This is a genomic window from Methanosarcina horonobensis HB-1 = JCM 15518 (assembly GCF_000970285.1).
GTDB lineage: Archaea > Halobacteriota > Methanosarcinia > Methanosarcinales > Methanosarcinaceae > Methanosarcina > Methanosarcina horonobensis.
This window is the reverse complement of the sequence record NZ_CP009516.1, coordinates 1,667,204-1,689,418: the sequence shown is the minus strand read 5'-3', so window position 1 is coordinate 1,689,418 and position 22,215 is coordinate 1,667,204. Positions and strand designations below refer to the sequence as shown.

The 22,215-nt window shown below is 43.0% G+C and carries 18 protein-coding genes and 6 tRNA genes; 17 read left to right on the top strand and 7 right to left on the bottom strand.

Annotated features, from left to right (window positions below; all coding sequences use genetic code 11):
* Nucleotides 1–100 precede the first annotated feature (100 nt).
* The gene (locus MSHOH_RS07485; RefSeq protein ID WP_239451363.1) at nt 101–2,701 is read right to left on the bottom strand and encodes a PAS domain S-box protein; all 2,601 of its coding nucleotides are present in this window, start codon (nt 2,699–2,701) and stop codon (nt 101–103) included.
* Nucleotides 2,702–3,176: 475 nt separating this feature from the next.
* On the opposite strand from MSHOH_RS07485, the gene MSHOH_RS07480 reads away from it, so the two are divergent.
* From MSHOH_RS07480 to MSHOH_RS07465, 4 genes are all read left to right on the top strand, one after another.
* Nucleotides 3,177–3,668: a tyrosine/phenylalanine carboxypeptidase domain-containing protein gene (locus MSHOH_RS07480; protein WP_269850527.1), complete on the top strand. Its 492-nt coding sequence runs from the start codon at nt 3,177–3,179 to the stop codon at nt 3,666–3,668.
* A 106-nt stretch (nt 3,669–3,774) separates the two neighbouring features.
* Nucleotides 3,775–4,233, top strand: a complete 459-nt coding sequence (locus MSHOH_RS07475) for a universal stress protein (RefSeq protein WP_048138596.1) — start codon at nt 3,775–3,777, stop codon at nt 4,231–4,233.
* A 204-nt stretch (nt 4,234–4,437) separates the two neighbouring features.
* Nucleotides 4,438–5,376: a nucleoside recognition domain-containing protein gene (locus MSHOH_RS07470; RefSeq protein WP_048138594.1), complete on the top strand. Its 939-nt coding sequence runs from the start codon at nt 4,438–4,440 to the stop codon at nt 5,374–5,376.
* A gap of 798 nt (nt 5,377–6,174) precedes the next feature.
* Complete coding sequence (locus MSHOH_RS07465) at nt 6,175–6,624, top strand: universal stress protein (protein ID WP_048138590.1); 450 nt, start codon at nt 6,175–6,177, stop codon at nt 6,622–6,624.
* Between the two features lie 148 nt (nt 6,625–6,772).
* Here MSHOH_RS07465 and MSHOH_RS07460 read toward each other — a convergent pair whose 3' ends face one another.
* From MSHOH_RS07460 to lonB, 3 genes are read right to left on the bottom strand one after another with little or no spacing between them, the layout of a single operon-like run.
* Nucleotides 6,773–8,083, bottom strand: coding sequence for a TldD/PmbA family protein (locus tag MSHOH_RS07460; protein WP_048138588.1), 1,311 nt, complete (start codon nt 8,081–8,083; stop codon nt 6,773–6,775).
* Nucleotides 8,084–8,085: 2 nt separating this feature from the next.
* Nucleotides 8,086–9,426: a TldD/PmbA family protein gene (locus MSHOH_RS07455; protein ID WP_204245401.1), complete on the bottom strand. Its 1,341-nt coding sequence runs from the start codon at nt 9,424–9,426 to the stop codon at nt 8,086–8,088.
* Nucleotides 9,427–9,428: 2 nt separating this feature from the next.
* Entirely contained in the window at nt 9,429–11,498 is a 2,070-nt protein-coding gene (gene lonB / locus MSHOH_RS07450) for an ATP-dependent protease LonB (protein WP_048138584.1), read from the bottom strand.
* 502 nt (nt 11,499–12,000) lie between these two features.
* On the opposite strand from lonB, the gene MSHOH_RS07445 reads away from it, so the two are divergent.
* Nucleotides 12,001–12,765: a tetratricopeptide repeat protein gene (locus MSHOH_RS07445; protein ID WP_048138581.1), complete on the top strand. Its 765-nt coding sequence runs from the start codon at nt 12,001–12,003 to the stop codon at nt 12,763–12,765.
* Between the two features lie 44 nt (nt 12,766–12,809).
* Here the strand turns inward: MSHOH_RS07445 and MSHOH_RS07440 are convergent, their stop codons facing one another.
* Nucleotides 12,810–13,250, bottom strand: coding sequence for a hypothetical protein (locus MSHOH_RS07440; protein ID WP_048138579.1), 441 nt, complete (start codon nt 13,248–13,250; stop codon nt 12,810–12,812).
* Nucleotides 13,251–13,457: 207 nt separating this feature from the next.
* On the opposite strand from MSHOH_RS07440, the gene MSHOH_RS07435 reads away from it, so the two are divergent.
* A complete protein-coding gene (locus MSHOH_RS07435; RefSeq protein WP_048138578.1) occupies nt 13,458–14,228 on the top strand; it encodes a tetratricopeptide repeat protein in 771 nt (256 codons plus the stop codon).
* 211 nt (nt 14,229–14,439) lie between these two features.
* Here the strand turns inward: MSHOH_RS07435 and MSHOH_RS07430 are convergent, their stop codons facing one another.
* Entirely contained in the window at nt 14,440–14,649 is a 210-nt protein-coding gene (locus MSHOH_RS07430) for a zinc ribbon domain-containing protein (RefSeq protein ID WP_048138576.1), read from the bottom strand.
* Between the two features lie 172 nt (nt 14,650–14,821).
* Between MSHOH_RS07430 and MSHOH_RS07425 the strand changes: the two genes are divergently transcribed.
* The 3 genes from MSHOH_RS07425 (at nt 14,822) to comE (ending at nt 18,088) form a co-directional block, all read left to right on the top strand.
* Nucleotides 14,822–15,280 (top strand): hypothetical protein, encoded by a 459-nt coding sequence (locus tag MSHOH_RS07425; RefSeq protein ID WP_048138575.1) that lies wholly within the window; start codon nt 14,822–14,824, stop codon nt 15,278–15,280.
* A gap of 281 nt (nt 15,281–15,561) precedes the next feature.
* The gene (locus MSHOH_RS07415; RefSeq protein WP_048138568.1) at nt 15,562–16,812 is read left to right on the top strand and encodes a cysteate synthase; all 1,251 of its coding nucleotides are present in this window, start codon (nt 15,562–15,564) and stop codon (nt 16,810–16,812) included.
* Nucleotides 16,813–16,930: 118 nt separating this feature from the next.
* Nucleotides 16,931–18,088 (top strand): sulfopyruvate decarboxylase subunit beta, encoded by a 1,158-nt coding sequence (gene comE, locus MSHOH_RS07410; RefSeq protein ID WP_048138566.1) that lies wholly within the window; start codon nt 16,931–16,933, stop codon nt 18,086–18,088.
* Between the two features lie 398 nt (nt 18,089–18,486).
* Here comE and MSHOH_RS07405 read toward each other — a convergent pair whose 3' ends face one another.
* Nucleotides 18,487–19,803 (bottom strand): methanogenesis marker 16 metalloprotein, encoded by a 1,317-nt coding sequence (locus MSHOH_RS07405; RefSeq protein WP_048138563.1) that lies wholly within the window; start codon nt 19,801–19,803, stop codon nt 18,487–18,489.
* A gap of 364 nt (nt 19,804–20,167) precedes the next feature.
* Here MSHOH_RS07405 and MSHOH_RS07400 point away from each other — a divergent pair.
* From MSHOH_RS07400 to MSHOH_RS07370, 8 genes are all read left to right on the top strand, one after another.
* Nucleotides 20,168–20,241: transfer RNA gene (locus tag MSHOH_RS07400), tRNA-Val, on the top strand.
* Nucleotides 20,242–20,379: 138 nt separating this feature from the next.
* Nucleotides 20,380–20,454: transfer RNA gene (locus MSHOH_RS07395), tRNA-Phe, on the top strand.
* A 12-nt stretch (nt 20,455–20,466) separates the two neighbouring features.
* Nucleotides 20,467–20,538, top strand: a tRNA-Gly gene (locus MSHOH_RS07390).
* Nucleotides 20,539–20,604: 66 nt separating this feature from the next.
* Nucleotides 20,605–20,678 (top strand) — tRNA-Val (locus tag MSHOH_RS07385).
* Nucleotides 20,679–20,757: 79 nt separating this feature from the next.
* Nucleotides 20,758–20,832: transfer RNA gene (locus MSHOH_RS07380), tRNA-Phe, on the top strand.
* Between the two features lie 16 nt (nt 20,833–20,848).
* Nucleotides 20,849–20,920: transfer RNA gene (locus MSHOH_RS07375), tRNA-Gly, on the top strand.
* Between the two features lie 509 nt (nt 20,921–21,429).
* Entirely contained in the window at nt 21,430–21,558 is a 129-nt protein-coding gene (locus tag MSHOH_RS25560; RefSeq protein ID WP_269850519.1) for a hypothetical protein, read from the top strand.
* On the top strand, nt 21,555–21,767 hold the full coding sequence (locus MSHOH_RS07370) for a MoaD/ThiS family protein (protein ID WP_048138562.1): 213 nt from the start codon (nt 21,555–21,557) through the stop codon (nt 21,765–21,767). Before MSHOH_RS25560 ends, MSHOH_RS07370 begins: the two co-directional genes overlap by 4 nt.
* Nucleotides 21,768–22,215: the final 448 nt, after the last annotated feature.

Here is a 22,215-nt window from a genome sequence, read left to right as displayed (position 1 = left end):
TCATACGTCTAACGGGATAAAAACGATCAGGTATAGCGAATAAGGTTATTAATGGAATCAAAAACATTATAACTTGGTTCTTCGGTCCTCTTAATGAAGCTTACTTAACATTTTCCCGAAGGCCCTTATCCTCGAACCTCATAATAAATTTTGTCTCTTTTCCTTTCTCAAGCTCAATTGTCCCATCGAGTTGCTCAACCAGAGCATTTACAAGCTGCAAACCAAGGGTATCGGGATTTTTAAAATCAATATTTTCGGGGAAGCGTCCCCCGTTATCCGAATAAATCAGTGTAAACCCGGAACGCATGTCTGGTCCTGTTGTGTCAATATTACTGTCTGGAATACTGCCAGCTGAGGATTCAGGCTGTCTGAAGAGAGATATTCTGATCTCTCCATCGGCACCTCTGGGAAACGCATATTTCAGGGAATTTGAGAAGAGTTCGTTGATTATAATTCCGAGAGGAATTGCCATGTCGATTTCCAGGAATGTGTGGCCTACATCCAGGAAAAGATGGACTTTCTCATTTCCGACCCTGTATGAATAAAGGAGTTCGGAAGTCAGTTTTTTTAGGTAGGCTGCAAAATCTATGCTTGTAGTATCCTCGGATTTATGAAGCTCTTCATGGATGATGGACATGGAGACAACGCGGTTTTCGCTTTCTCTGAATGCTTCAATGACATCCTTATCCTTGAACTTATCAGCCTGAAGGCTGAGCAGGGACGAAACTATCTGAAGATTATTCTTGATCCTGTGATGAATTTCCCTCAAACCGATAGCTTCGGCTTTTGCAAGGTTTTCCTCGGCTTTTTTCTTCTGAGTAATATCATAAGCATAGCCCTGGATAAATTCTGCTTCTCCCGAGGCATCACAGGTTTTGTGGATTAACTCATGAACCCACTTTACAGTTCCATCTTTCCGCCTGAGCCTGTACTCATACTCTATCATGGAGTTTGGGGAAAAACTCATTTTTTTCCGGCTTATATCGAGCATTTTCCTGTCTTCAGGATCAACGAGATCAGGCAAATTTATCCTGCCTGAGGTAAAGTCTTCTTCTGTGTACCCGGTGATTTCCTCGACAGCACCTTCCAGAAAGAGAGGGGTAAAATCCCTGTCAAGCTTAAATGCTATTCCTTTAAAGTTCTGTAAAAACGACCGGTAGAGCTCTTCACTTTCCTTCAGTTTTTCCGAGGAAAGTTTGATTTCAGTAATGTCTTTCATTACCCCAAGAGCTTTGCATACACAGCCATCTTCGTCTCTAAGATAGATACCTTTGTTTTCCACGCAAAAATAGCTTCCATCTTTCCTCCGGAACCTGAATTCTTCGTCAAATTTCTCTCCCGTGTTCCAGCACTTCTTAAATGCCTGTTGAACCCTTCTGCGCTCATCGGGGTGAATATGTTCGAGCCAGTCATAATAATTAAAATTCTGCATCTCATTGTAGCTGTATCCCGTAAGCTCCGTGACCGCCCCTGCCCATTCAACGTGGCCATTTTGCAGGTCAAATTCATACACTAGCTGTCCGGTCTGTTCTGCAGCCAGCCGATACCTTTCTTCACTCTTTAATAAGTTCTCTTCGGTACGTTTGCGGCCGGTAATATCAAGCATGACCCCTACAAGCCCTTCCACAGTCCCATTAAGGTTCCTATACACGGCTTTATTAAAAAGGAACTGCCTGATTATCCCGTCTGAGCACATGACTTTGGATTCATAAACCTGGCTTCCCCCTCTCTGGAGCAGCTGTCGGTCCGTTCTTTTATAAACATTTCCCAGCTCTTGCGGAATCTCTTCGGAAAGCTCATCTACAGAACATCCTGTTACCTTTTCCTTTGATCTCCCGATAATTATTTTCGCAAAGAGTTCGTTGCATCCGCGGTAGATCCCTTCTTTGTCTTTATAAAATACAGGAGCAGGAATCGTATCTATCAGGGTTTCAAGAAAGAGTACCTTCTCCCGGAGGTTACTCTCTACCTTGTTTCTTTCAAAAGCTAGTGAAATCAGGGACGCGACGTCGTACAAAAAATAAGCGTCTTCTTTTGTAAACTTCTCTTCCTTCGTACTGTGAACTACAAGCACCCCGTAAGGTTTTTCAACACTTCCTATAAGAACGCTTATTCCTCTCGTTATTTCCTTATATTCTTTAAGTCCCATTCCTTCAATAGAACTTTTTTTGTTTAACTCCTCTATCTGGAGAGGTTTTTTTGAAAGAACGGTGTATCCGGCAACCGAAGCTGCCTCTCTTTTAATAATCTTACCTGTATCTTTCGGATCCCATCCGGTCCCTGCCTCAAACAAAAAGTTTCCATCAGGTAAAAGTCTCAGAATTTTGCAATACTCTACGCCAAGCGTAGAAGCAATCAAAGTTAAGGATTCATTCAGCAGGTTTCGGATGTCCTGGGTTTTGAGAGCCAGTTCGGAAATCTGGGAAAGAACTCTGTGGTGTTTATCTACTAAAGATAGTTTCCTTTCAGCCTGCTTGGATAAAGTTATGTCCGATCCGTGGAGGACGGCATATTTACCGTCAGCAGAAGGTATGAAAGTTGCCGAATATGTTTTTTCGTTTGCCTCAAGTTCCGTATGTTCTGACTTTTTTCTGAAGGCTGCTTTTCGCGCAGCTTTCTGGATATTTACGGGAACCTTTTCTCCGACCCTGCTTTTCCATGCTTCAAGTAAGAGTTGTCCTGCTTCATTAGAATAGATAATTATTCCTTCTCTATCTATCCTCAGGACCGGGCTGGGGCTGTTTAAAAGAAATTCTTCTATCCAGTTTTCTTCTGCTTCGCTCTTTCTTTCAGTAATTCTTATATTACCACCCCAGCCCTGTCTGCTCTTTTTATTCTCAGCTTGTCTCCCAGGTTTTGGATTTCCTTTTCAGAGCTCCATATTTTCCGAATTCGTTTTTATGAAATCCTGTTCGGTAGTCACATGTATGATAAGATTATTGACATATTAATATTTTGGATATAAGTTCAAAAGAAATTAAATAAGATATGATGAACATGATATTTTTGCAATTTTTACTGTATACATAGATAAAAATCAGTTCTCAGGAATATTATTAGAAGCATCCGTACATTAGGAGTACGCTAACATTTATGTAAGACATGAATCTAATTATGTTAAAAAGATCAATTATCTCCTTCGCTTTCATGAACTTTTACTTCACAGATCGTCTTAAATAGGAACACATGTCTTTCGGGCAGAAAACGGAAAATTTCAGCCTCTAATGCTTTTCCGCGCAGGTTTTCCCGGGTACATGGAAACCGAAGAGGGACTTGCAGTCTATAATGAGGCCAGAAACGGAGTTCTGGTGCCTGAAAATCTTAAAAAATACAGTGCAAGAATTGTAGCTGCTGCGATATGTAGTGAAGCTCCTTTTTCAGAGATCTTGGAGGAACTGGCAGGGTATTTCCCTCCAGAAGAAGCTTTTAACTTTGCTCCGAGAGTCAAAAGAGGGCTTAATGATACATCTTTACCCGGAGGTTACACAAAGGACCATGCATACCTGAGCGGCTTCCGAAAAATAAGCGACTTTTTACAAAAGCAACCTTCTGAACTGGAGACTTTAAAAATCCTTTGCGGGAAGATAGGGCTCCAGAACTTCGAACTTGTAAGGGATCTGCTGGCTGCTGGAACTCTCAAACAACCGCGTTATCTTCCAGAATTCTAACAGGAACAGACTTTATTTAGCCAGTTTAATCTTCCTGGATGATAGTATATAAAGGATTATCGCGCTATTAACATTAAGAACTGAAAAAGAAAAAAGGGAGTCAGGTATGAACAGTAATGTTTACAGGAAGATAATGGTTGCTACCGATGGTTCGGAACCTGTCAAGAAAGCGGTTGATACTGCTGTTGAAGTTGCAAGATTGAGCGGAGCAAAACTCTATGCGGCATATGTTGTTGCCTCTGGAGGGTATACGGTTGGTCATCCCAGAGATATAGGATGGGAAAAAGCAATGAAAGAGCACCTGAGTATTGAAGGAAAGGAAGCAACGGCTTATGTAGAAACCGTTGGAAAAGCCGCGAATATCGAAGTGGAATCCGTTCTCCTTGAAGGAAGCCCTGCGCACGAGATTGTCGATTTTGCAGAAAAAAATGATATCGACCTTATCGTAATGGGAACACTTGGAAGGACAGGAATTCAGAGATTTTTACTTGGAAGTGTGGCTCAGAATGTAGTAAGACATTCCAGAAAAGCTGTGCTGGTTGTAAAAGGATTCGAAACCGAGTAATACAGATGAAAGACCAAACATAAAAAAGACACAAGATGTAACCAAGTATGAAAAAAATGTTAAGCGAAAAATGCTCAATGTAAGGTTCAAGCATTTAAACTCTGAATATTAAAACGTTAGATATAAACTTGAAATTTTCCCAGGGCAGGAGACCCGGATTTTTCGGGAAAGATTGATTTACCTGCCCGGCTCAAATACCTTTCAATGATAGAGCTTTTCCTTGATGTACTGGATTTTGCACTTCCGGTACTTATAATGATTTTTGTAGGACTTGTGGGCACCAGCGTGCTTGTGGAACTCGGCTTGATGCAGAAATTCTCAAAACTTGTAAGCCCTATTTTTGCCTATACGAATCTGCCAGAAACATGTGCTTCATCTTTCGTTGTAGCAGTAGGGTCTGCTGATGCTGCAAATAGTATGCTTCTTCAGGCAAAAAAAGAAAATTGCCTTGATGACAGGGAAGTCCTGCTCTGTTCAATGATGAATGCAACCCCTGCTTATTTTCGTGAGCTTTTCACCTATCAGATTCCTATTGTCCTGCCTGCACTCGGATTCATAGTAGGAGGGTTTTATTCTCTTGTATTTGTAGTCACAGCAGTGATTAAAATACTGGTAATTGCAATTGCAAGCAAGCTTTTTCTTGATGGCAACTCCTGCAAAGGTCCTGAGACCCGGAGTAGAGAGAAAGTATCTCTAAAGACCGCATTTGAACATGCGTTCAGAAAGGAATTCAGGCTTTTTTTGAGGATTGCAGGAGTTTACCTTGTAGCAACCACGATCATCTTCGTTCTTCAAGAACAGGGAGCTTTTGAAATATTCAGCGTGCTTCCCCTTGCAGAACTGTTTAAAATACCTCCAGAGACAATTGTCCCGCTGACAAGTTATGTTGCAAGTCCGATTCTTGGGATTTCTCTCCTGGGCCCGATGATTCATTCAGGAGAATTGACAAATTTACAGGCAATGATCGTGCTCATGCTGGGTAGTATGTTTATGCTCCCGATTTTTGCCATACGCAGCCAGCTCCCAAGAAAAGTAGCTATTTTCGGGACTCGCATTGGATTCCAAATTGTTGCGTATTCTACGGCAATAAGCATACTTGTAAGGCTTATAATCCTGCTAATACTGCTCAACATGGTTTCTTGAAGTACCAGCAGGTTCTAAAGAAAAATAAGGAAATCCTGTCAGAAAGAAGAGAAAAGAATAAAAAGGTATTTTTCAGTCTCATGGAACTTTTTTCAAGTTCTACTCCTATTAGATTTCCAATACTCAGGCTTTTTAGCCAGTATAGAGTGGTACTGGGATCCAAAACAAGTATAGTTTTTCTAGGCAGTATGTGCTACCCGCATCAAATCAGCACTTCTTGAGAAAAGCTTCTTTATAGAGAAGTGTTTAAGAAAATAACAGAAGACAGATCAGAAGGAAAGAGAAATAGACAAAATGGAACTAAAGTTTAGTTGTATATACTTAACAAAAATATTAAGAGCAAATTAGTGAACGGGGTTTTTGGAGGAGGTTAAAATATGTTGGATTCAGTTGTGATCAATAATATTTGATTTTGAGCTTTACCCGTTCACCAAGCTCAACAGATGATGAAGCAATATATAAACATTTTGCCGCATAAAAAGTCTAATGCCTTTTTGTATCAGAAAGAGAGAAAAAGTAATGGATTTTGAGAGTTTCTTTCCTTAGATGTCCAGTTAAACAAAAAGTTAACGTATAAGAGAAGGAATCCCATTGCCTGCCTGGGAACAAAAAGATCAGAACAAAAAACAACTGAATCCAACATATTTTAAGATGTTATACTAAATGTTACACTATGCCAGAAATCGTTTACTTTTTTATTCTGATAGCAGTAGAAGATTTCAATCTTTTGGGATTATGCGAAAAAGAAATTTAAACAATAATTATCATATTATGAAGCATAAAATAGAGGGGTTTGGTATGAGAGAAGGCACTTATAAAAAAATAATGGTTGCAACTGATGGTTCACAGCTTGTCAAAAAAGCAGTTGATAAAGCAATTGAGATTTCCAGGCTCAGCGGAGCTAAACTTTATGCTGTATATGTAGTAGTCCCGACAACCCATTCCGCCAGGGACTTTGGCTGGGAAAAGACTGCCATGGAGCACTTCAGGAGGGAAGGAGAATCAGCTACTCGTTTTGTGGAAGACGCCGCAAAACCTGCCGGAGTAGAAGTGGAATCCGTGCTGCTTGAAGGGCACCCCGCAGACAAAATTGTAGAATTTGCAGAACAGAACGAGATTGAAATGATCGTGATGGGAACACTCGGAAAAACCGGACTTGATAGGTTCCTGCTCGGAAGCGTAGCTGAAAATGTGGTGAGACACTCAAAGACGCCTGTACTTGTGGTCAGAGGGGAAGTAACGGAATAAAGCTAAAGAGCTCCAGATTTTCAAAAAAAGATTTGAGACCTCAGAGTTTGCTCCGAGGTTAGGTTATTGGCATCTGAGCCTTTGAGCCAGAAAACCTGGCTAAGGTGGCTAAGGTATTAATAATCCTATTTTTAGTTATAATCCAATTTTATCCTATTACACTCATACCGGAAACCCGGATTGAAGGCGTGATTATGCCTCCTACTTTCCTGACATCAAAGCCTGCACCTGTTATGCTCTTCAGGAGTTCAAAGGCATTGCCTGAAATCATGAGAGATTTTACGGGCTTATCCAGGGCTCCGTCTTTAATTGTGAAAGCATTTCTGGCTTCTACGGAAAAATCTCCGGAAATCGAATTTGCGGTATGGGCACCGATAATTGTGTTTACGAAAACCCCTGAGGTAGTGTTTGCAATAACATCTTCCTGAGGGTAATCGATAACAAAGTTCCTGAGCCCTACTGAAGGAGGGCTTGTATAGGAGGATCTTGAGCCGTTTCCTGTGCTTTTCACACCGGCTTTCCCTGCAGTATAGCTGTCATAAAGATAGGTCTTAAGCACACCGTTTTCAATAACTGTGGTATTCTTTGAAGGAACGCCTTCATCGTCCGAAGCCGAAGTCTCTATGCCTGCTTCAACCAGCCCATCGTCATAGATACACAGTTCTGGGACAGAAATTTCTTCCCCGAGCTTTCCTATCAGACCCGACCTTCCTTTTTGCACGTTGTCCGCATCAATCGAAGGAGCGAGAGCATCTTCAAGGATATCAGAAAAGGCAAACGGGTGAAAGATAACGTCGGTCTTTTGCGGCTCGATTTTTATTCCGCCCCTGGATTTCAGGGCAAGGTCGGAAGCGTTTTTCCCGAGAGCAAAAAAGTCAATATCAAGAGATCGTGAAACAGCAAAGTCGTAGGCTGTTGAGGTGTCTCCGTTTACGGTGATCACATCGACAAAACCGGAGACTGCTGTGGATTCTTCTTCGATTTCGATCCCGTTTGTGTTAAGGATAAGCCGCTTACTCTTTGAACGGGTAAAACCTCCTGAGGTAGGAAGCGTACCTAGAGCCTCTTTTGTGCCTTCAACGAGCTCTACGGCATAGCCGATGCATTCTTCGAGTTCAAGAGCCTCAACCTTTTTATCAAAAATGCCTGAAACCTGAGGGTATTTGCCATTAGAAGGAAGGGATACCCAGTCCGGGTCACTTTCCCTGACACGGGCTTCTGCAACTGCAATTTTTACGGCGTTCTCGAGTTCTGCTGCGGAATTGGTACTGGCAAAACCCACTGCACCGTTTACAATGGCGCGGATTCCCAGCCCTTCCAGAAAACGATCCCTGGCATTCTCAAGAGCATCCTTTTTGAAATTGACGCCTGTAGAGTGGTTTGCAGCATAATAGATTTCAGCTTCTTCGGCACCTGCCTGTTCTGCCAGTTTCAGGGCTTTTCTTGCAAGCTCATACACTTTCAGGCACCTCCTACAAGGGCTTTTGAGATAGCAATATGCGGAGAACCATCGGATACAGGTACGAGCTGCCCGGCTTTTCCGCATCTTCCGGCAGTCATTTTAAGGTCATTGCCAACAAGGGTTACACGGTTCAGAATCTCAAGGGTCTTCCCTGAAAGAGAGACATCCCTAACGAGCCCTGTAAGTTCCCCGTTCTTTATAAGATATCCTTTTTCGGCATTGAACTGGAATATACCTTCTCCGGTATTCACCTGTCCGCCTCTTGACCCTACAAGGTACATGCCGTCTTTGACTTCCTCAAGCATCTCCTCAAATCTGGAGTCCCCATTGTCAATGAAGGTGTTGCTCATCCTGACAACAGGCATGGAATAGCCCTGAGCCCTGCAGTTTCCTGGAGTTCCCCCGAGTTTGGCTGCGGTTTCCCGGGAGTGCAGATAGGAATTAAAAATTCCGTCCTTTATTATTTCGGTCCTTTTTGATTCGGAACCTTCGGCATCGAAAGGATAATATCCGAACTCGTGCAGTGTAGGATCATCAATGATAGTAACAAGCGGGGATGCGATCTGTTCTCCTATCCTGTTTTCAAGAATAGAATCCCCTTCAAGCACAAGGTCGGCTTCCGATGCGTGCCCTACGGCTTCATGAGCAAATACGCCTGCAAGCTCCTGGTCAAGCACCACAGGCATTTCTCCGCCTTTAGGGGTTTTAGCTTTCAAGAGCTCAAGTGCGGTCTTTCCTGCTTTTCCGGCGAGCTCAAGAGCGTTTTCTTTCTCAAAAAGCTCATAGCCGTATCCGAAACGACTTTCTCTACCTGCCTGGTAGACGCCGTTCTCCGAAGCCACAGCAGAAACTGCAAAACCGACATTCAAAAGTTCATATTCACATTCCAGACCTTCGGAACTCCGGTACTGGACTTTGAATTCAGACTCGAGATATGTTACCTTTGTACTGTGAACGCCTGCGAGCTTCGCATGTTCTTCAATACTTTTTAAAAGACTTACTTTTTCTTCAACTGCAATGTCTCTCGGGTCGATTTTGATTTCAGGAAGGTTATTTACTTCAGGAGAGGAAACGGCTGCAAGATCTACTTTTTCCTTAGGGGTGCTAGCATTCATAGAAAAAGCAAGTTTTGAGGCAGCTTCAACCCCACGTTTTAGATCAATATTCCCTTCAACAGCCGTATAACCCCAGGAACCCCCGCAGAGGGCCCTTACTCCGGCCCCCTTTGTGAAGTTTCTGGATATTTCTTCGATCTTTCCGTTATCCAGGATGATAGAAGTGGAACTGCCTTCTATCACCCTGCAGTCATAAAACTTTATGTCCTGCATAATGCCTGTCATGGTCAGTTCCTGCACCCGAAGAGATTAATAGCCTGTACGGAAGCGGGTGATACTTCCGGAATATCGAAACTTAGTTTTGTAATATTTTTGAGTTTTTCTATAATCGTGTTTTTTCTGGGGCCCACAAGGCTGTGCTCCAGCACTTCCGCAATCGAGGAAACAGGAACAATCTGAATCTTTTCCCGATATGCCTTTTCGACAAGAACATCTGCCTCATTGGCTTTAGGTATGATGACTTTCTTCATGCCTGCCTGGGCTGCAGCCTCGATCTTGTAGGTGACCCCACCAACAGGCAGAACATCGCCCCTGACAGAAAGAGAACCCGTCATTGCTACAGTTTGATCCACAGGGATCCTTTCGATTGCCGAAATAACGGCTGTAGCAATGGAAACCGATGCACTGTCTCCTTCTACACCTTCATATGTCCCGACAAACTGGATATGGATATCGTGGCGGGAAATATCCGTGCCTGTCATGTTCTTGATTACTGCGGATACGTTCTGCACTGCCTCTTTTGCAATGGTCTTGAGTTTGCCGGTTGCAATAATTCGCCCTTCGGCACCTGAGAGTGAGGGTGTAACTTCGGATACGATAGGAAGTACGATTCCCGAATCTCCGCCCATAACTGCAAGCCCGTTGACTCTTCCCACAGCAGAACCTCTCCTGAGGAAGGACTCGTATTCCTTGCGGTGTTCGAGGTAGCTGTCGGCAAGCTGCTGCTCTATGGACCTTGCAATTCTTTTTGCTGAAAGCACATGCTCGGCAGTTGTAAGCGGAGCCCCTTCAGAATGAGCAATATCGCCTGCAACACGCACAAGCCCGCCAAGATCACGGAGCTTGAGAGTAAGGTGGCCTTTCCTACCTGCACGCCTCCTGGCTTCCCTGATTACTTCTTCTACTGCACCCTCGTCAAAGTGAGGGATGTGACCGTCCCTGACGACTTCCTGTGCAACGAAACGGACAAGCTTCTTCCGGTTTTCTGGAGTGTCTTCCATGGAATCCTGCATGTAGACTTCGTACCCGTAACCTTTTATCCTTGACCTGAGCGCAGGGTGCATTTTCTGTACTGCATCCAGGTTCCCTGCAGAGACCATGATAAAGTCGCAGGGTACAGGTTCGGTCTTGACAAGAGCTCCCGAGCTTCTTTCGGACTGCCCGGTAATCGGGTATTCCTTTTCCTGAAGCGCAGTCAGGAGACTCTGCTGGGACTCAAGCCTGAGAGTATTGATTTCGTCAATGAAAAGCACACCCTTGTGGGCTTTGTGGATGTCTCCGGCTTCCACCCTGTCGTGAGCAGGGGTTTCAAGCCCTCCGGACTGGAAGGGGTCATGCCTGACATCTCCGAGTAGGGCTCCTGCATGAGCTCCGGTTGCATCGATATAGGGTGCGTGCTCCTTATCATAATTTGAAACCGCCATTTTCGGAATCATCATTTCCTCTTTGGGAAGGAACTGGCGGGTTAACATGAGAATCATTATGCCTGCAATGATACCCCAGAGCAGCTGGGAGACGAAGTAAGAATAGATGATAATACCCACAACAAAGAGCATCATAAGCATGTTCCGTGCCTGGGCTTTCTTTCTTGCCTCCATCTTGTGAGCCATGACAATTTCTCTGCCCTTTCCGGCTGGAACTTCTCTTATCTTGGGATTATTAAGGTCTTCGAGGTTGGGATATACAAGGATATCCTTAAGCTCTTCTTTAGGAAGAAGTTCTGCCATTGCCTTTGCAAGCAGGGACTTTCCTGTACCTGGAGTCCCTATCATCATAATATGACGTCTCTGGCTGGCTGCCTTTCTTACGACTTCCACTGCATGTTCCTGCCCCAGTACCTGGTCAATAAGAAGCTTGGGAACCTCTATGTTTGAAGTATCTTCAAACTGGAAGCCGATTTCAACATCTTCATCTATGTCTTCACTTAACTCAGACTCGGCCATGACCTGAGTTGACTTATCCTTCGTCTGGTCGGCCGCAGACGGGTCTACTTTTGGAACAGCCTCTCCCACTTCATGGGCTTGCATGTCCATATTCTCCGAAGATCCGTCTATGTTCTGATTATTATTATATACCATGGTTAGCTCACATATTCGAACGTTATTTGATAGACGTTATCTGATCGAGATTAAATACTTGACGCTTTTTTGAAAAAATAATAGACTTGATGGTAGAATAACGGGCAAAAGCGGCTGTTACAATAACAGGCTCCTGAAGTTACTGTAACCCCATCCATACTTTGGTTAATTATATAGACTTACGGTATATAAAATTAACCTGCCACTGTATATACAGTATATAGAAACCTCTTATTATATACAATTTGCTGGCTGAATATTCGATTCTAAAACTGGATCAGAAAATTAATTGCCAAATTAATTCACAGAGAATTTTAAGATATTTTTTTACATACCTATGCTAGATCCTCTATATATAGTTAAACATCACCCTTACCTGAACATCATCCTTAACTATTACTCTTAACATTATCATCACCAGAATCTTTATATTCAGATTTTATCCGATGCTTGCGAATAGACATCGACAGCTATTTAAAAAAGTAAAAGGGATTTTTCTCTCATGTCCAGAAGCAAGGTAAAAAATCTTCTCCTTCTAAAGCAGATTCACAGTGCAGTAAGCCAAATCAAGAAAGGCAAACTGAATAAAGCCCTCGAAACCCTTGATAAAGCCGAAAAGTCTGCAAAGCAGGCTAAATCAACAGATGCTCTTTATTATATCCTTTTTACTCGAGGAGGTATCCTTTACTCAGCAAAAGAGTATGATCAGGCCCTTGAGACATATGAAAAGGCCCTTGAAGTAGGTTCAGAACTCCTGAAAACCGACCCGGAAAACTCAGACTACCAGCACTACATGGGTACAACCCTGAGCAATACAGGAAACCTCCTTAAAAAAAAAGGTCAAAAGGACAGAGCCGTAGAATCCTATTCTCAAGCCCGTCAAATCTATTCCGAGCTGACCGCAAAGAATCCTGAAAATGTCGTTTTCCAGTCTTATGCCGGTGAAAACCTGAACAATTACGGTGCACTTCTCACAGAATCCGGCTCTCTTGATAAAGCCTGTGAGATCCTCCGGGAAGCAGTCGATATTTATCAGAAACTTTACAATGATAAACCTGACAATCTTGGATACCAGGCAGAACTCTCAGTCGCGCTCAGTCAGTTAGGAGGTTGCCTTAAACAGCAGGGACCAAAAGAAATCGAAACCGCAAAAAAGAGCCTTGATAGAGCTCTGGAAATGCAGGAAAATCTACTTTCCCAGCAGTCTGAAAATGAAAAGATTAAAGAAGCTATTACTCTGACAAGAGAAAGGCTGGAAGGGCTTTGAGAGGTAATTACAGGTATGTTATAAGCCTGCTCTTACAGGTTTTCTCACAGATTTTTGTCAGAAAACAGCAGCATGTGAAGGTAGAGCAGGATCATCAATCCTACAACAACCCCCCATATAAACTGCAAAGTAAAATATGAGTAGACAACAAGCCCGAGAACAAATATGGTGATCAGGATATTTGCCAGCCTTATCCTTTTCTTTGTTCTGGGGTCGTGCGGAGTTCCTGCTTCATTTTCATTCAGGTTACACTCCCTGAAGTAACGCCTTTCCTGTTGCACGAGAAAGTATAGCCTGAGGATAAGAATATCAATAACTATACCCCAGAGAAGCTGCCCTATGTAAAAGGTATAGAAAAAGACAGTTGCGAGCAAGATTCCAACTAGTATTATGAAAAGCCTCTCATACTTGCTTTTTCCAGCAGTTCGACTACAAATCCTTTCGGGACTTTTATTCTTCTCTTCTTTCTCGGTATCCCGGTTCATACTGCCCCTGCCTGTACATACCCCTTTCTAACGTCGATAAACAGCAAGATATCCAGAAAAAGTAGATTAAGAAAGACATGAAATTTTGGACATCTATAAATTAAGCTTTTAGTAATATATAAAGGAGTTGGGAAAAAAGGGAGAAAACAGGTAAAAAAACACAAGCAATAACACAATGTATAAGACAATAAAAGCCTTTTTTTTAATATGCCCGAGAAACCTGAGAAGCTGAGAGAAGAAGCAGTAAAACATTTTAACAAAACCGTTGACCTGATGCAGGAAGGAAAGCCTGAGGAATCCCTTGAGTCTCTTCAGAAAGCTGAAAAAGCCGCACAGGAAGCAAAAAACGGAGCCATTCTATTCCACACCTTAAAAGCAAGAGGACAGATCCTGCAGTCCCTGGGCAGGCTTGAAGAAGCTATGGAAACTTACACTTTTTCCTTAAAAACTAGCGAGAGACTCTTCTCAGAAGACCCGGAAAACGAACTCTACACAGACACCCTCCGCCTGAACCTAAACAATATTGGAAATCTTGGCAATATTTACCAGAGAACGGGCAACTTTGTTCTCTCAAGACAGTGCTATGAGACTGGACTTGAAATCTGCCAGAAGCTTCTTGATTCCCACCCGAAAAACGAATTTTATCAAATTTATGCCGGAAACACCTTCAACAACCTCGGAGAACTGCTTTTCGCAATGGGGCAGCTTGAAGAAGCAAAAGAAAAGTATGAAAAAGCCCTGAAAATATATGAAAAGCTTCTTCAAAACTATCCTGAAGATACGGAATATCTATCAGATAAAGAAATGACACTCAATAATCTCGGAATCCTGTTTTCTGAAAAGGGGCAAAAAGAAGAGGCAAAAGAGAACTTCAAACAAGCTCTTGAGATCCTGAAAATTCTGAGCAAAAAAGACCCCAGAGATAAAAAGCTAAAGGAAGAAATAAATCTCAGGCGGGAAATGTTTGAAAAAGTTTGAGATTTAGCTATTGCAACTGAAACAAGAACTCCAAAAAACAAATCCCTCTTTTCAGGACCATTTATTCAAACAGGGTTCCCCTTTCTCAAGCGTGGAAATTTCCGTTAGAAACATCATTTCTCACTCCAGGTCAATAAATAATTGAAATAATAAAAACTTGAAAAGAAGAAAGAGATAGTTTTCTCCGAAAAAAATCTTCCTTGACTCAGCTTTATGTGAACAGGTCGAAAATGTTTCCGAGCATGCTGCTGTCAACCTGGTAGAACTCGGTATATTTGCAGCGCTTGCAGGTGACGTGGGTGAACTTTTTGTTCTGGATGTCGAGGACTTTACTGATGAAACCGCCGGTTGTGCGGATTTCGCCGGTATCGAAGGAGTTATTCCCGCACTTGGGGCAGACGAAATTAATGTTTTTGCTCACTTTTTAGCCTCACTCTGGTTTTTTAGATAGTCTAAAGGATAGAATAGCTTTATCTTTACGCTATTTAATATTATTGCAGAACTTAATAGGTGCAGGAGAAATCCCTTAATAAAGAGCAGAGCCCTGTAGGAAATAAATATATTAGAAAAGAAGACCAATACAGCGTTAGACAATGAAAATAAAAGCTATAATTACTATCGCCCTGATCATCTCGGCTGCATTAATGGCTGCAAGAGTCTCGCCCGGAGTCAATACTGAGCAGTTCAGGGAAGGGAAATATATTCATATAGACAGTATGGTGATCGAATTTAATAAGACGGATGCGGATGTCCAGATAAAATACCGGCTCAGTCCCTTCGCCCAAGTTTATATGTTTATGTTCGGGAGCAAGCATCTTGAGCCCAAAATAGAGGAGATCTTTTTTGATTTTGAGAACATAGAGATCCAGAGAATAGGGATAAACAATGCTTTAATTCATGTAAAGGATATTTCCAGACAAAGAGACGAAAATTACCTCCATGACTCGAGAGAGTTAGGAATGCAGCCAGATGTACTTACCCTTGTTTACCCCAACGGTAAAAGGCAGACTATTGAGCACGCTAAAGCTACTCAGGATATATTCTACATTTAACGGGTTTCAGTTCAGACACCAGGTGACTTTCTTAAACACTTACCTGAACTTTCTTCCGCACCTTTTGTATCTCATCACTTTATCTACCAATTCTTTTCTCATTTCCCGTAAATCGGTCTCGTCGGCTTATTTTTCGTTTACTTCCTTCTCGGGGCTTCCATTCACTGCAATCTATTATCCATATCAGGATATTTGCTAAAAATAACATCACATAAAGGATATTCAGTTGAGTTTTCAGGAACATATATTTAGCAAAAGAAACCCAGTTTTCTTTGATAGCAATGGGAAGATTCATACTAAAATGTCTGAAATGCGGCAGAGAATACGGCCAGGAATACAGGCTAACCTGTGAAAACGATGATTCACTTTTGCGGGCAGAATATTTAGAAAAAAGGCTTGAGCTCCGAACCCAGCCTGGAATAGGAAGGTTTCATTCCTGGCTTCCGATTCAGGAAGAACTCACCACCGAAGCAGGGCCCATTACGTACAAAAGCGAAGCTCTGGCAAGGGAACTAGGGCTTTCAAACCTGTACATAGGGTTCAGCGGATACTGGCCCGAGAGAGGGGCTTTTATCAAAACCTGCAGCTTCAAAGAACTCGAAGCCTATCCTACCATGCAGCTTCTCAAAGAATCCGGAGGAAAAGCCATTGTCCTTGCCTCTGCAGGAAACACGGGAAGGGCTTTTGCCCATGTTTCGGCTCTTACAGGCACGGATGCTTATATAGTGGTTCCCGATTCGGGCATTCCCAAACTCTGGCTCCCTGAAGAACCGACTGATTCCATTCATCTTATTAGTATGACTCCGGGAAACGATTATACCGATGCTATCAACCTTGCAGGCAAGATTGCAAAACTCCCTGGCATGGTCCCTGAAGGAGGAGCCAGAAATGTTGCCAGAAGAGAAGGAATGGGCACTGTGATGCTGGATGCAGCCGTGACCATAGGAAGAATGCCTGACCACTATTTCCAGGCAGTTGGAAGCGGTACAGGAGGAATTTCAGCCTGGGAAGCTTCACTGCGGCTCAGGGCTGATGGCCGTTTCGGCTCAAAGCTCCCAAAACTCCAGCTTGCCCAGAACCTTCCCTTTGTTCCTATGTATAACGCATGGAAGGCAGGAAGAAGGGAGATCATTCCAGAGATCGACATGAAAGACGCAAAGAAGCAGATCGAAGACACTTATGCCACCGTGCTTACTAACAGGGCCCCACCCTACTCCGTGACTGGTGGGCTCTATGATGCGCTTGTCGATACGAACGGGATAATGTATGCCATTACCAGAGAGGAAGCCCTTAAAGCAAAGGCCCGTTTCGAGTCCCTTGAAGGAATAGATATCCTTCCGCCTTCAGCAGTTGCGGCTGCTTCCCTGTTAAAAGCCGTGGAGGCAGGAAATGTAGGAAAAGATGATATCATTCTTCTGAACATTGCAGGAGGGGGTTTTAAGAGGCTGAAAGAAGACCTTACGCTTTTCCAGGTTGAACCTGCGGTTACTGTCAACGACCCTGATGTTCCACTCGAAGAATTGAACATTTGAACTCTTATCTTGATCAGGGCCTAAGTTCTAGTAAATCCGTACACAAAGAAATTGTAAGAGAAAGAGAAACAAGCTCGATATGTGCATGATAAGTATACGCTTGGACTGAGGTATATGCATGGTAAACCCGGAAGAAGAAGTAATAAGAATCATGAAAAACGCAGGTATTGACCTTGCAGCAACCCTTCCCTGTGATAGGATCAAAAATCTGCTTCCTCTAGTCTCTAAAAATTTTCCTGAAATCAAGTTGACAAGGGAAGAAAACGGAGTGGGAATCTGCGCAGGATTCTATCTTGCTGGCGGAAAGCCCATGATGCTGATTCAGAGCACAGGGCTCGGGAACATGATCAATGCCCTTGAATCCCTGAACGTAACCTGTAAAATACCCCTGCCTATCCTGGCAAGCTGGCGAGGCGTTTACAAAGAAGGGATTGAAGCTCAGGTTCCCCTGGGAGTTCATCTCCCTTCTATTCTAGAAGGGGCAGGGCTTGCATATACAATAATTGATGAGGCTGAAAAGCTTCCCCAGCTTGAAAATGTAATCCTCGATGCCTTTGAAAATTCGAGGCCCTACGTTGCTCTGATTTCCCCTAAAGTCTGGGAAGCTTCGGACTGCTGTGCCTGGCAGGATGCAGGTATGCCTGAAAAACCGGAGGTTATGGAAAGGACTTGCAGGTTTTCCCTTACAGGAGAGGTTCTCAAGCCAATCATGCTCAGAAATGATGCGATCTGCGCCGTAGCTTCCGAACTTGATGACGAAATTACCGTAACAAATCTCGGAGTACCCTGTAAGGAACTTTATTCCTGCAGGGACAGAGAGCTTAACTTCTATATGTTCGGCTCAATGGGGCTTGTCTCTTCCATAGGTATGGGCATTGCTCTCCGCTCAGAGAAAACAGTTGTTGTTTTTGACGGGGACGGAAGTCTTCTTATGAACCCGAACGCCCTTCTTGAGATTGCAAAAGAAGCTCCGAAAAACCTGATAATTATTGCTCTTGACAACGGGGCCTACGGATCTACAGGTTCCCAGGAAACATGCGCCCTCAGGTACATTGACCTTGAAATCTTTGCAAACGCCTGTGGAATCCAGAATACGACCAAAGTAAATACCAGGGAAAATTTGATAGAAGCCTTCAGGAAGTTCAGAGCTATGAAGGAGCTTTCTCTGATCCACGTAATCCTGAAACCTGGAAATACAAACGCTCCGAATATCCCCATGAGTCCGGAAGAAGCTACAAAACGCTTCAAAAAAGCGCTGAAAACAGACGAGAATTAAAAAGTAAGTTATTTTGAAAAGAAAAGTTTTAGTGCTCACTCATAATGGGTTAATTTGTCCCAGAGTCCGGGAGGAAATCTGCAGTTGTTTCCTCCCTGCACCGCGTGGAGCCTGAGCCGACCGTCAAACAGATGGAAAGTGACTCAAAATCCGCCAATTCAACTGAGAGAAATAGACATTGAAAGAATATCCCGGGACTAAGAGAACACTTTCACTTACCCAGAAAAGTGCTTTTCAACTCACAGAGAATATAAGTGTCTTCGCGATATTGGCTGACGGTTCTTCAAAAAAGAAAGGCAAATTTGAAAGAAAGGTTAGGAAAGAGAAATCCCGATAAACTTTTTTTCGTCCTACCCCTAATCGCCGTTTAATCGCTAATTTTGGTTTATTCTCAGGTCTTACTCTCTCCAGATTATTTTTTCCACCTGTTCCGTGAGCCTGAATTTCCCTGTCAGAATCTGTTCTTTGAGTTCCTGCGCGGCTTTTACTGCCCTGGCACGGTCAGACTGACGCAGGGTTACTTTGACATCTCTGAGGCAGCCTCCGACCCCACAGCTAACAGTTCCGAGGTTTGCGCTAAAAGCTTCCCCTCTGCATCTTGAAATGCAGAGCCCGCAGTTAAAGCAAAGTTCAGGCTTGTGTTCAGCCCCGTTTTCTCCTTTGCTTATGGCACCCATAGGACAGGCTTCAGCTACGCAGCATACCTCGCAGTTAATGCAGTTCTCTGGCTCGTACTTGACATTCAGATCTGCGTTATTCCAGACATCCCCGTAAGTGATCTCGCAAAGAGGAATCCTGCCTGAAATGTCCACCAGTTTGAGAGGGATCTGACTGTCCAGCTTGAAGATGTTTTCAAGCATGCCCTTGTTAAGAACCGGGATAGGGACTGCCCAGGTATTGATGATTTCAGGTCCTGCTGAAGTTATAAAGCCACCCATATACTCGGGAACCATATCGTGAAGATCTGCAAAACCTGTCAGATTGGGATTATCCGGAGCGCTGCGGGTGCCCTGGCCAGTAACAAACCCTTCGGCTCCATTGATAAGTACCCTTGTCCCGATTCCGATTGTCTCGAGCTTGGGATCGTTTTCAATGGGATTCAACTCCCCACAGCCACAGAAGGTCATCTCTTTGAACTCTCCTTCAAATGGGAGAGCGTGGAAAATCGTTTCAACAGGTTCTTTTCCTGGGTTTACGAAGGCCCGATAATTTTTGAAGGCATGCCTGGTTGCGTGAAGCCTGGCAAATGGGATTTTGGAAAGATTGGTCTCCACTGAGAAGCGGTCACCCTCGCTTGTGGTTACATCAACCTTAATATTCTTTCCTTCCACCAGGTCTCTGAAAAGATGCCCGCCTCCATAGTGGTGATCTGATATGCTGTGAGCCGTCCCGAGTACAATAAGGTCCAGAACTCCAAGTCTTTCATTGGGGCAGGGACCAACAACTGCCGGCACCCCGTTCAACAGGACTTCGGAAGCCTTTATAAAAGAGTCAGGTTCGGAGACTTTGAAAGAGAGAACGGCATAAGTTCCGCTCATAATCCCGCGAGTTGCGGTAGTTACGACATCGATATCTTCAAGCCCTATTTCATCCCCTGCACTAATCCTTGCAGCGATTTCCTCAGCCGTAAGGACCACTGCATCTCCAGCATCTATTTTTGCCTGAATTTCCGGAATTGTCCTGTGTTCTTCTATATTATCAGATGCTCCGTTCATGTTACCCTCAGCGAAAATATTGTATTCATTCTATTTTAGAAGACAGGTTCTCCGGGCTAATAGCATAATAAACCTGCGCAAACTACAGAAAGTAATATACTGAGAAAAGAAACGGAAGTAAGAAGAAACACGTGAGATACTTGAAGTGATCAGACACAGAGTAGGCATACTACAATTATCTACAATTATTAACCGGTAAACCGAAGCCAGAATCAAAATTTTTTAAATCATCCGTAAAATTTTTAATTTTCTGAGGACTGATTCGAGTAGAAAAAGCCCGAACCACCCAAAACTTATATAAATGATGATGCGTACTATGGTGTTGCACTTCCGTGGGATAAACGGAAGCAATACACATTGTAGAGGGCTCGTGGTCTAGACGGTTATGACGTCGCCTTGACATGGCGGAGGTCCTGAGTTCGAATCTCAGCGGGCCCACTTAGTAACTTAAAAAATGTGCCAAAAAATCAATTAAAATCTTTCCAGAGCTTTTTCTGGAAAAATAAAAACGAAAATGCTGCCATTTCTTTTAAAGATTTATTCTTGAAGAGTCATCTGGTGGTATTATGTCTACCTGCCCAGGTAGCTCAGTGGGAGAGCGCTGCCCTGAAGAGGCAGTTGTCCCCGGTTCGAATCCGGGTCTGGGCACCATAAATACAGAGCACATCAGTAGTGTAGCGGTCATCACCGGGCGTTGCCAACGCTCGAACCCGGGTTCGAATCCCGGCTGATGTATAACTTTTTTAGTTGTCCTTATTTCAAGCACTTCTTTTGTCATAAGGAATAAAACACAAACATATAGGGCTCGTGGTCTAGACGGTTATGACGTCGCCTTGACATGGCGGAGGTCCTGAGTTCGAATCTCAGCGGGCCCACTTTAAACATAATCTGGTAGTTAATTTAAGTCAGTTATTACCCTCCAAAACTACCTGCCATTACACTCCAAATCTACCTGCCCAGGTAGCTCAGTGGGAGAGCGCTGCCCTGAAGAGGCAGTTGTCCCCGGTTCGAATCCGGGTCTGGGCACCATAAATAAATACAGAGCACATCAGTAGTGTAGCGGTCATCACCGGGCGTTGCCAACGCTCGAACCCGGGTTCGAATCCCGGCTGATGTATATATTCATTGAATCAAGTCACTCATATTCGTTGAGTTGCCTACTATTGAACTAAATCGTTTTTCCGCTGTTTTCTATTTAATATTTAACTTTTTCCGCGAACTTGCATATTTTTTTCCGATTTATCTTTTTAATCATAACTATCATCAAAGGTTATATGCAGTAAAACTTAATATGAATAAATGCTGATTTTTTATAAAAATATCAATTTCCAATCAATATTCTTAATGCCTATTTCGGATAGTAAGTTTTGAAGTTATTATGTCAATGTTCCAAATGACACTAGCCACAATGTTAACAACGAGATTTCATTATAAATAAAAATATATTGATGCTATAGCGTCGGAAAATAAAGAAAACGTTAACCAAACAATTGTCAACCAAAAAGTTAATTAAAACAGAAAATCATTATAATTATTGGATATACATCTCGAAAAGACAAAAGAGTCTCTTTGAAGAGATTATACCCACTATGTTGCAAACCTGAAAGATCGTAGGGAGATTTGAACATGACAGGAAAGTTCCAGAAAAGAAACGCAGAAAGAAAAGGAATCAGAAAAGAATATGAACTGGAGCAGAAGTTAATAAAGGAAATTGTAAACGAAATTCAGGTAAGCGGCGGTGGATCATTAGATTGAGTAAAAAGATACACATAACAATTCAAGCTGGAGAGATTTCCGAGCAGACCGTAGAAGTAGCTGAAACCGTTACCTACGAAGAATTGCTTGATACGCTGGACATAAATCAGGAAACAGTACTTGTATTAAACGGAGGGAATGCTGTTCCCCTTGACGGGGCGATAAGTTCTGATAAACTAACCATTCTTAAAGTTGTGACAGGTGGCTGACCTGCCCTTAAGGGCAGGGTCCCTTCTTTATTACAACTTCTTTTCCCCCTTTTTGAATAGATTTAAAGATTGCTTTTCTAAATATTAGTTCTGTAATATGGACTCTATTAAGGCAGAGTTTTCATATAGAGACTTCTCAGCTTTTCCCTTAGATTTCCTTTTAACTTTTCTCATCTTTTACTTACACAACCTGAATGCAGACTATTTCTCCATTTCTTAACGATTGGAAAGTAGGATGCTGAAGAGAATATAAAGAAGGATCTGAGGAGTCGAAAGAAAACTATGAGAAATATCTGAAAAATCAGGAAGGAGACTCTGAGAGAAGGAGAAACTAATCAAAGAAAATCAAAGAACAAAAGAAAAAGACTATACAGATGGAAGGGACGAGTAAATCAAATTGCGGGCGGCCACCCCACCCTAAAGGATGGGGTATGCTTCGGGCCGCCCG

Coding starts and splice junctions, on each gene's coding strand:
- MSHOH_RS07475 (WP_048138596.1), top strand. CDS start 3,775: ATGAACAGTAATGTTTACAGGAAGATAATGGTTGCTACCGATGGTTCG.
- MSHOH_RS07470 (WP_048138594.1), top strand. CDS start 4,438: ATGATAGAGCTTTTCCTTGATGTACTGGATTTTGCACTTCCGGTACTT.
- MSHOH_RS07465 (WP_048138590.1), top strand. CDS start 6,175: ATGAGAGAAGGCACTTATAAAAAAATAATGGTTGCAACTGATGGTTCA.
- MSHOH_RS07455 (WP_204245401.1), bottom strand. CDS start 9,426: ATGACAGGCATTATGCAGGACATAAAGTTTTATGACTGCAGGGTGATA.
- lonB (WP_048138584.1), bottom strand. CDS start 11,498: ATGGTATATAATAATAATCAGAACATAGACGGATCTTCGGAGAATATG.
- MSHOH_RS07445 (WP_048138581.1), top strand. CDS start 12,001: ATGTCCAGAAGCAAGGTAAAAAATCTTCTCCTTCTAAAGCAGATTCAC.
- MSHOH_RS07440 (WP_048138579.1), bottom strand. CDS start 13,250: ATGAACCGGGATACCGAGAAAGAAGAGAAGAATAAAAGTCCCGAAAGG.
- MSHOH_RS07435 (WP_048138578.1), top strand. CDS start 13,458: ATGCCCGAGAAACCTGAGAAGCTGAGAGAAGAAGCAGTAAAACATTTT.
- MSHOH_RS07425 (WP_048138575.1), top strand. CDS start 14,822: ATGAAAATAAAAGCTATAATTACTATCGCCCTGATCATCTCGGCTGCA.
- MSHOH_RS07415 (WP_048138568.1), top strand. CDS start 15,562: ATGGGAAGATTCATACTAAAATGTCTGAAATGCGGCAGAGAATACGGC.
- comE (WP_048138566.1), top strand. CDS start 16,931: ATGGTAAACCCGGAAGAAGAAGTAATAAGAATCATGAAAAACGCAGGT.
- MSHOH_RS07405 (WP_048138563.1), bottom strand. CDS start 19,803: ATGAACGGAGCATCTGATAATATAGAAGAACACAGGACAATTCCGGAA.
- MSHOH_RS25560 (WP_269850519.1), top strand. CDS start 21,430: ATGACAGGAAAGTTCCAGAAAAGAAACGCAGAAAGAAAAGGAATCAGA.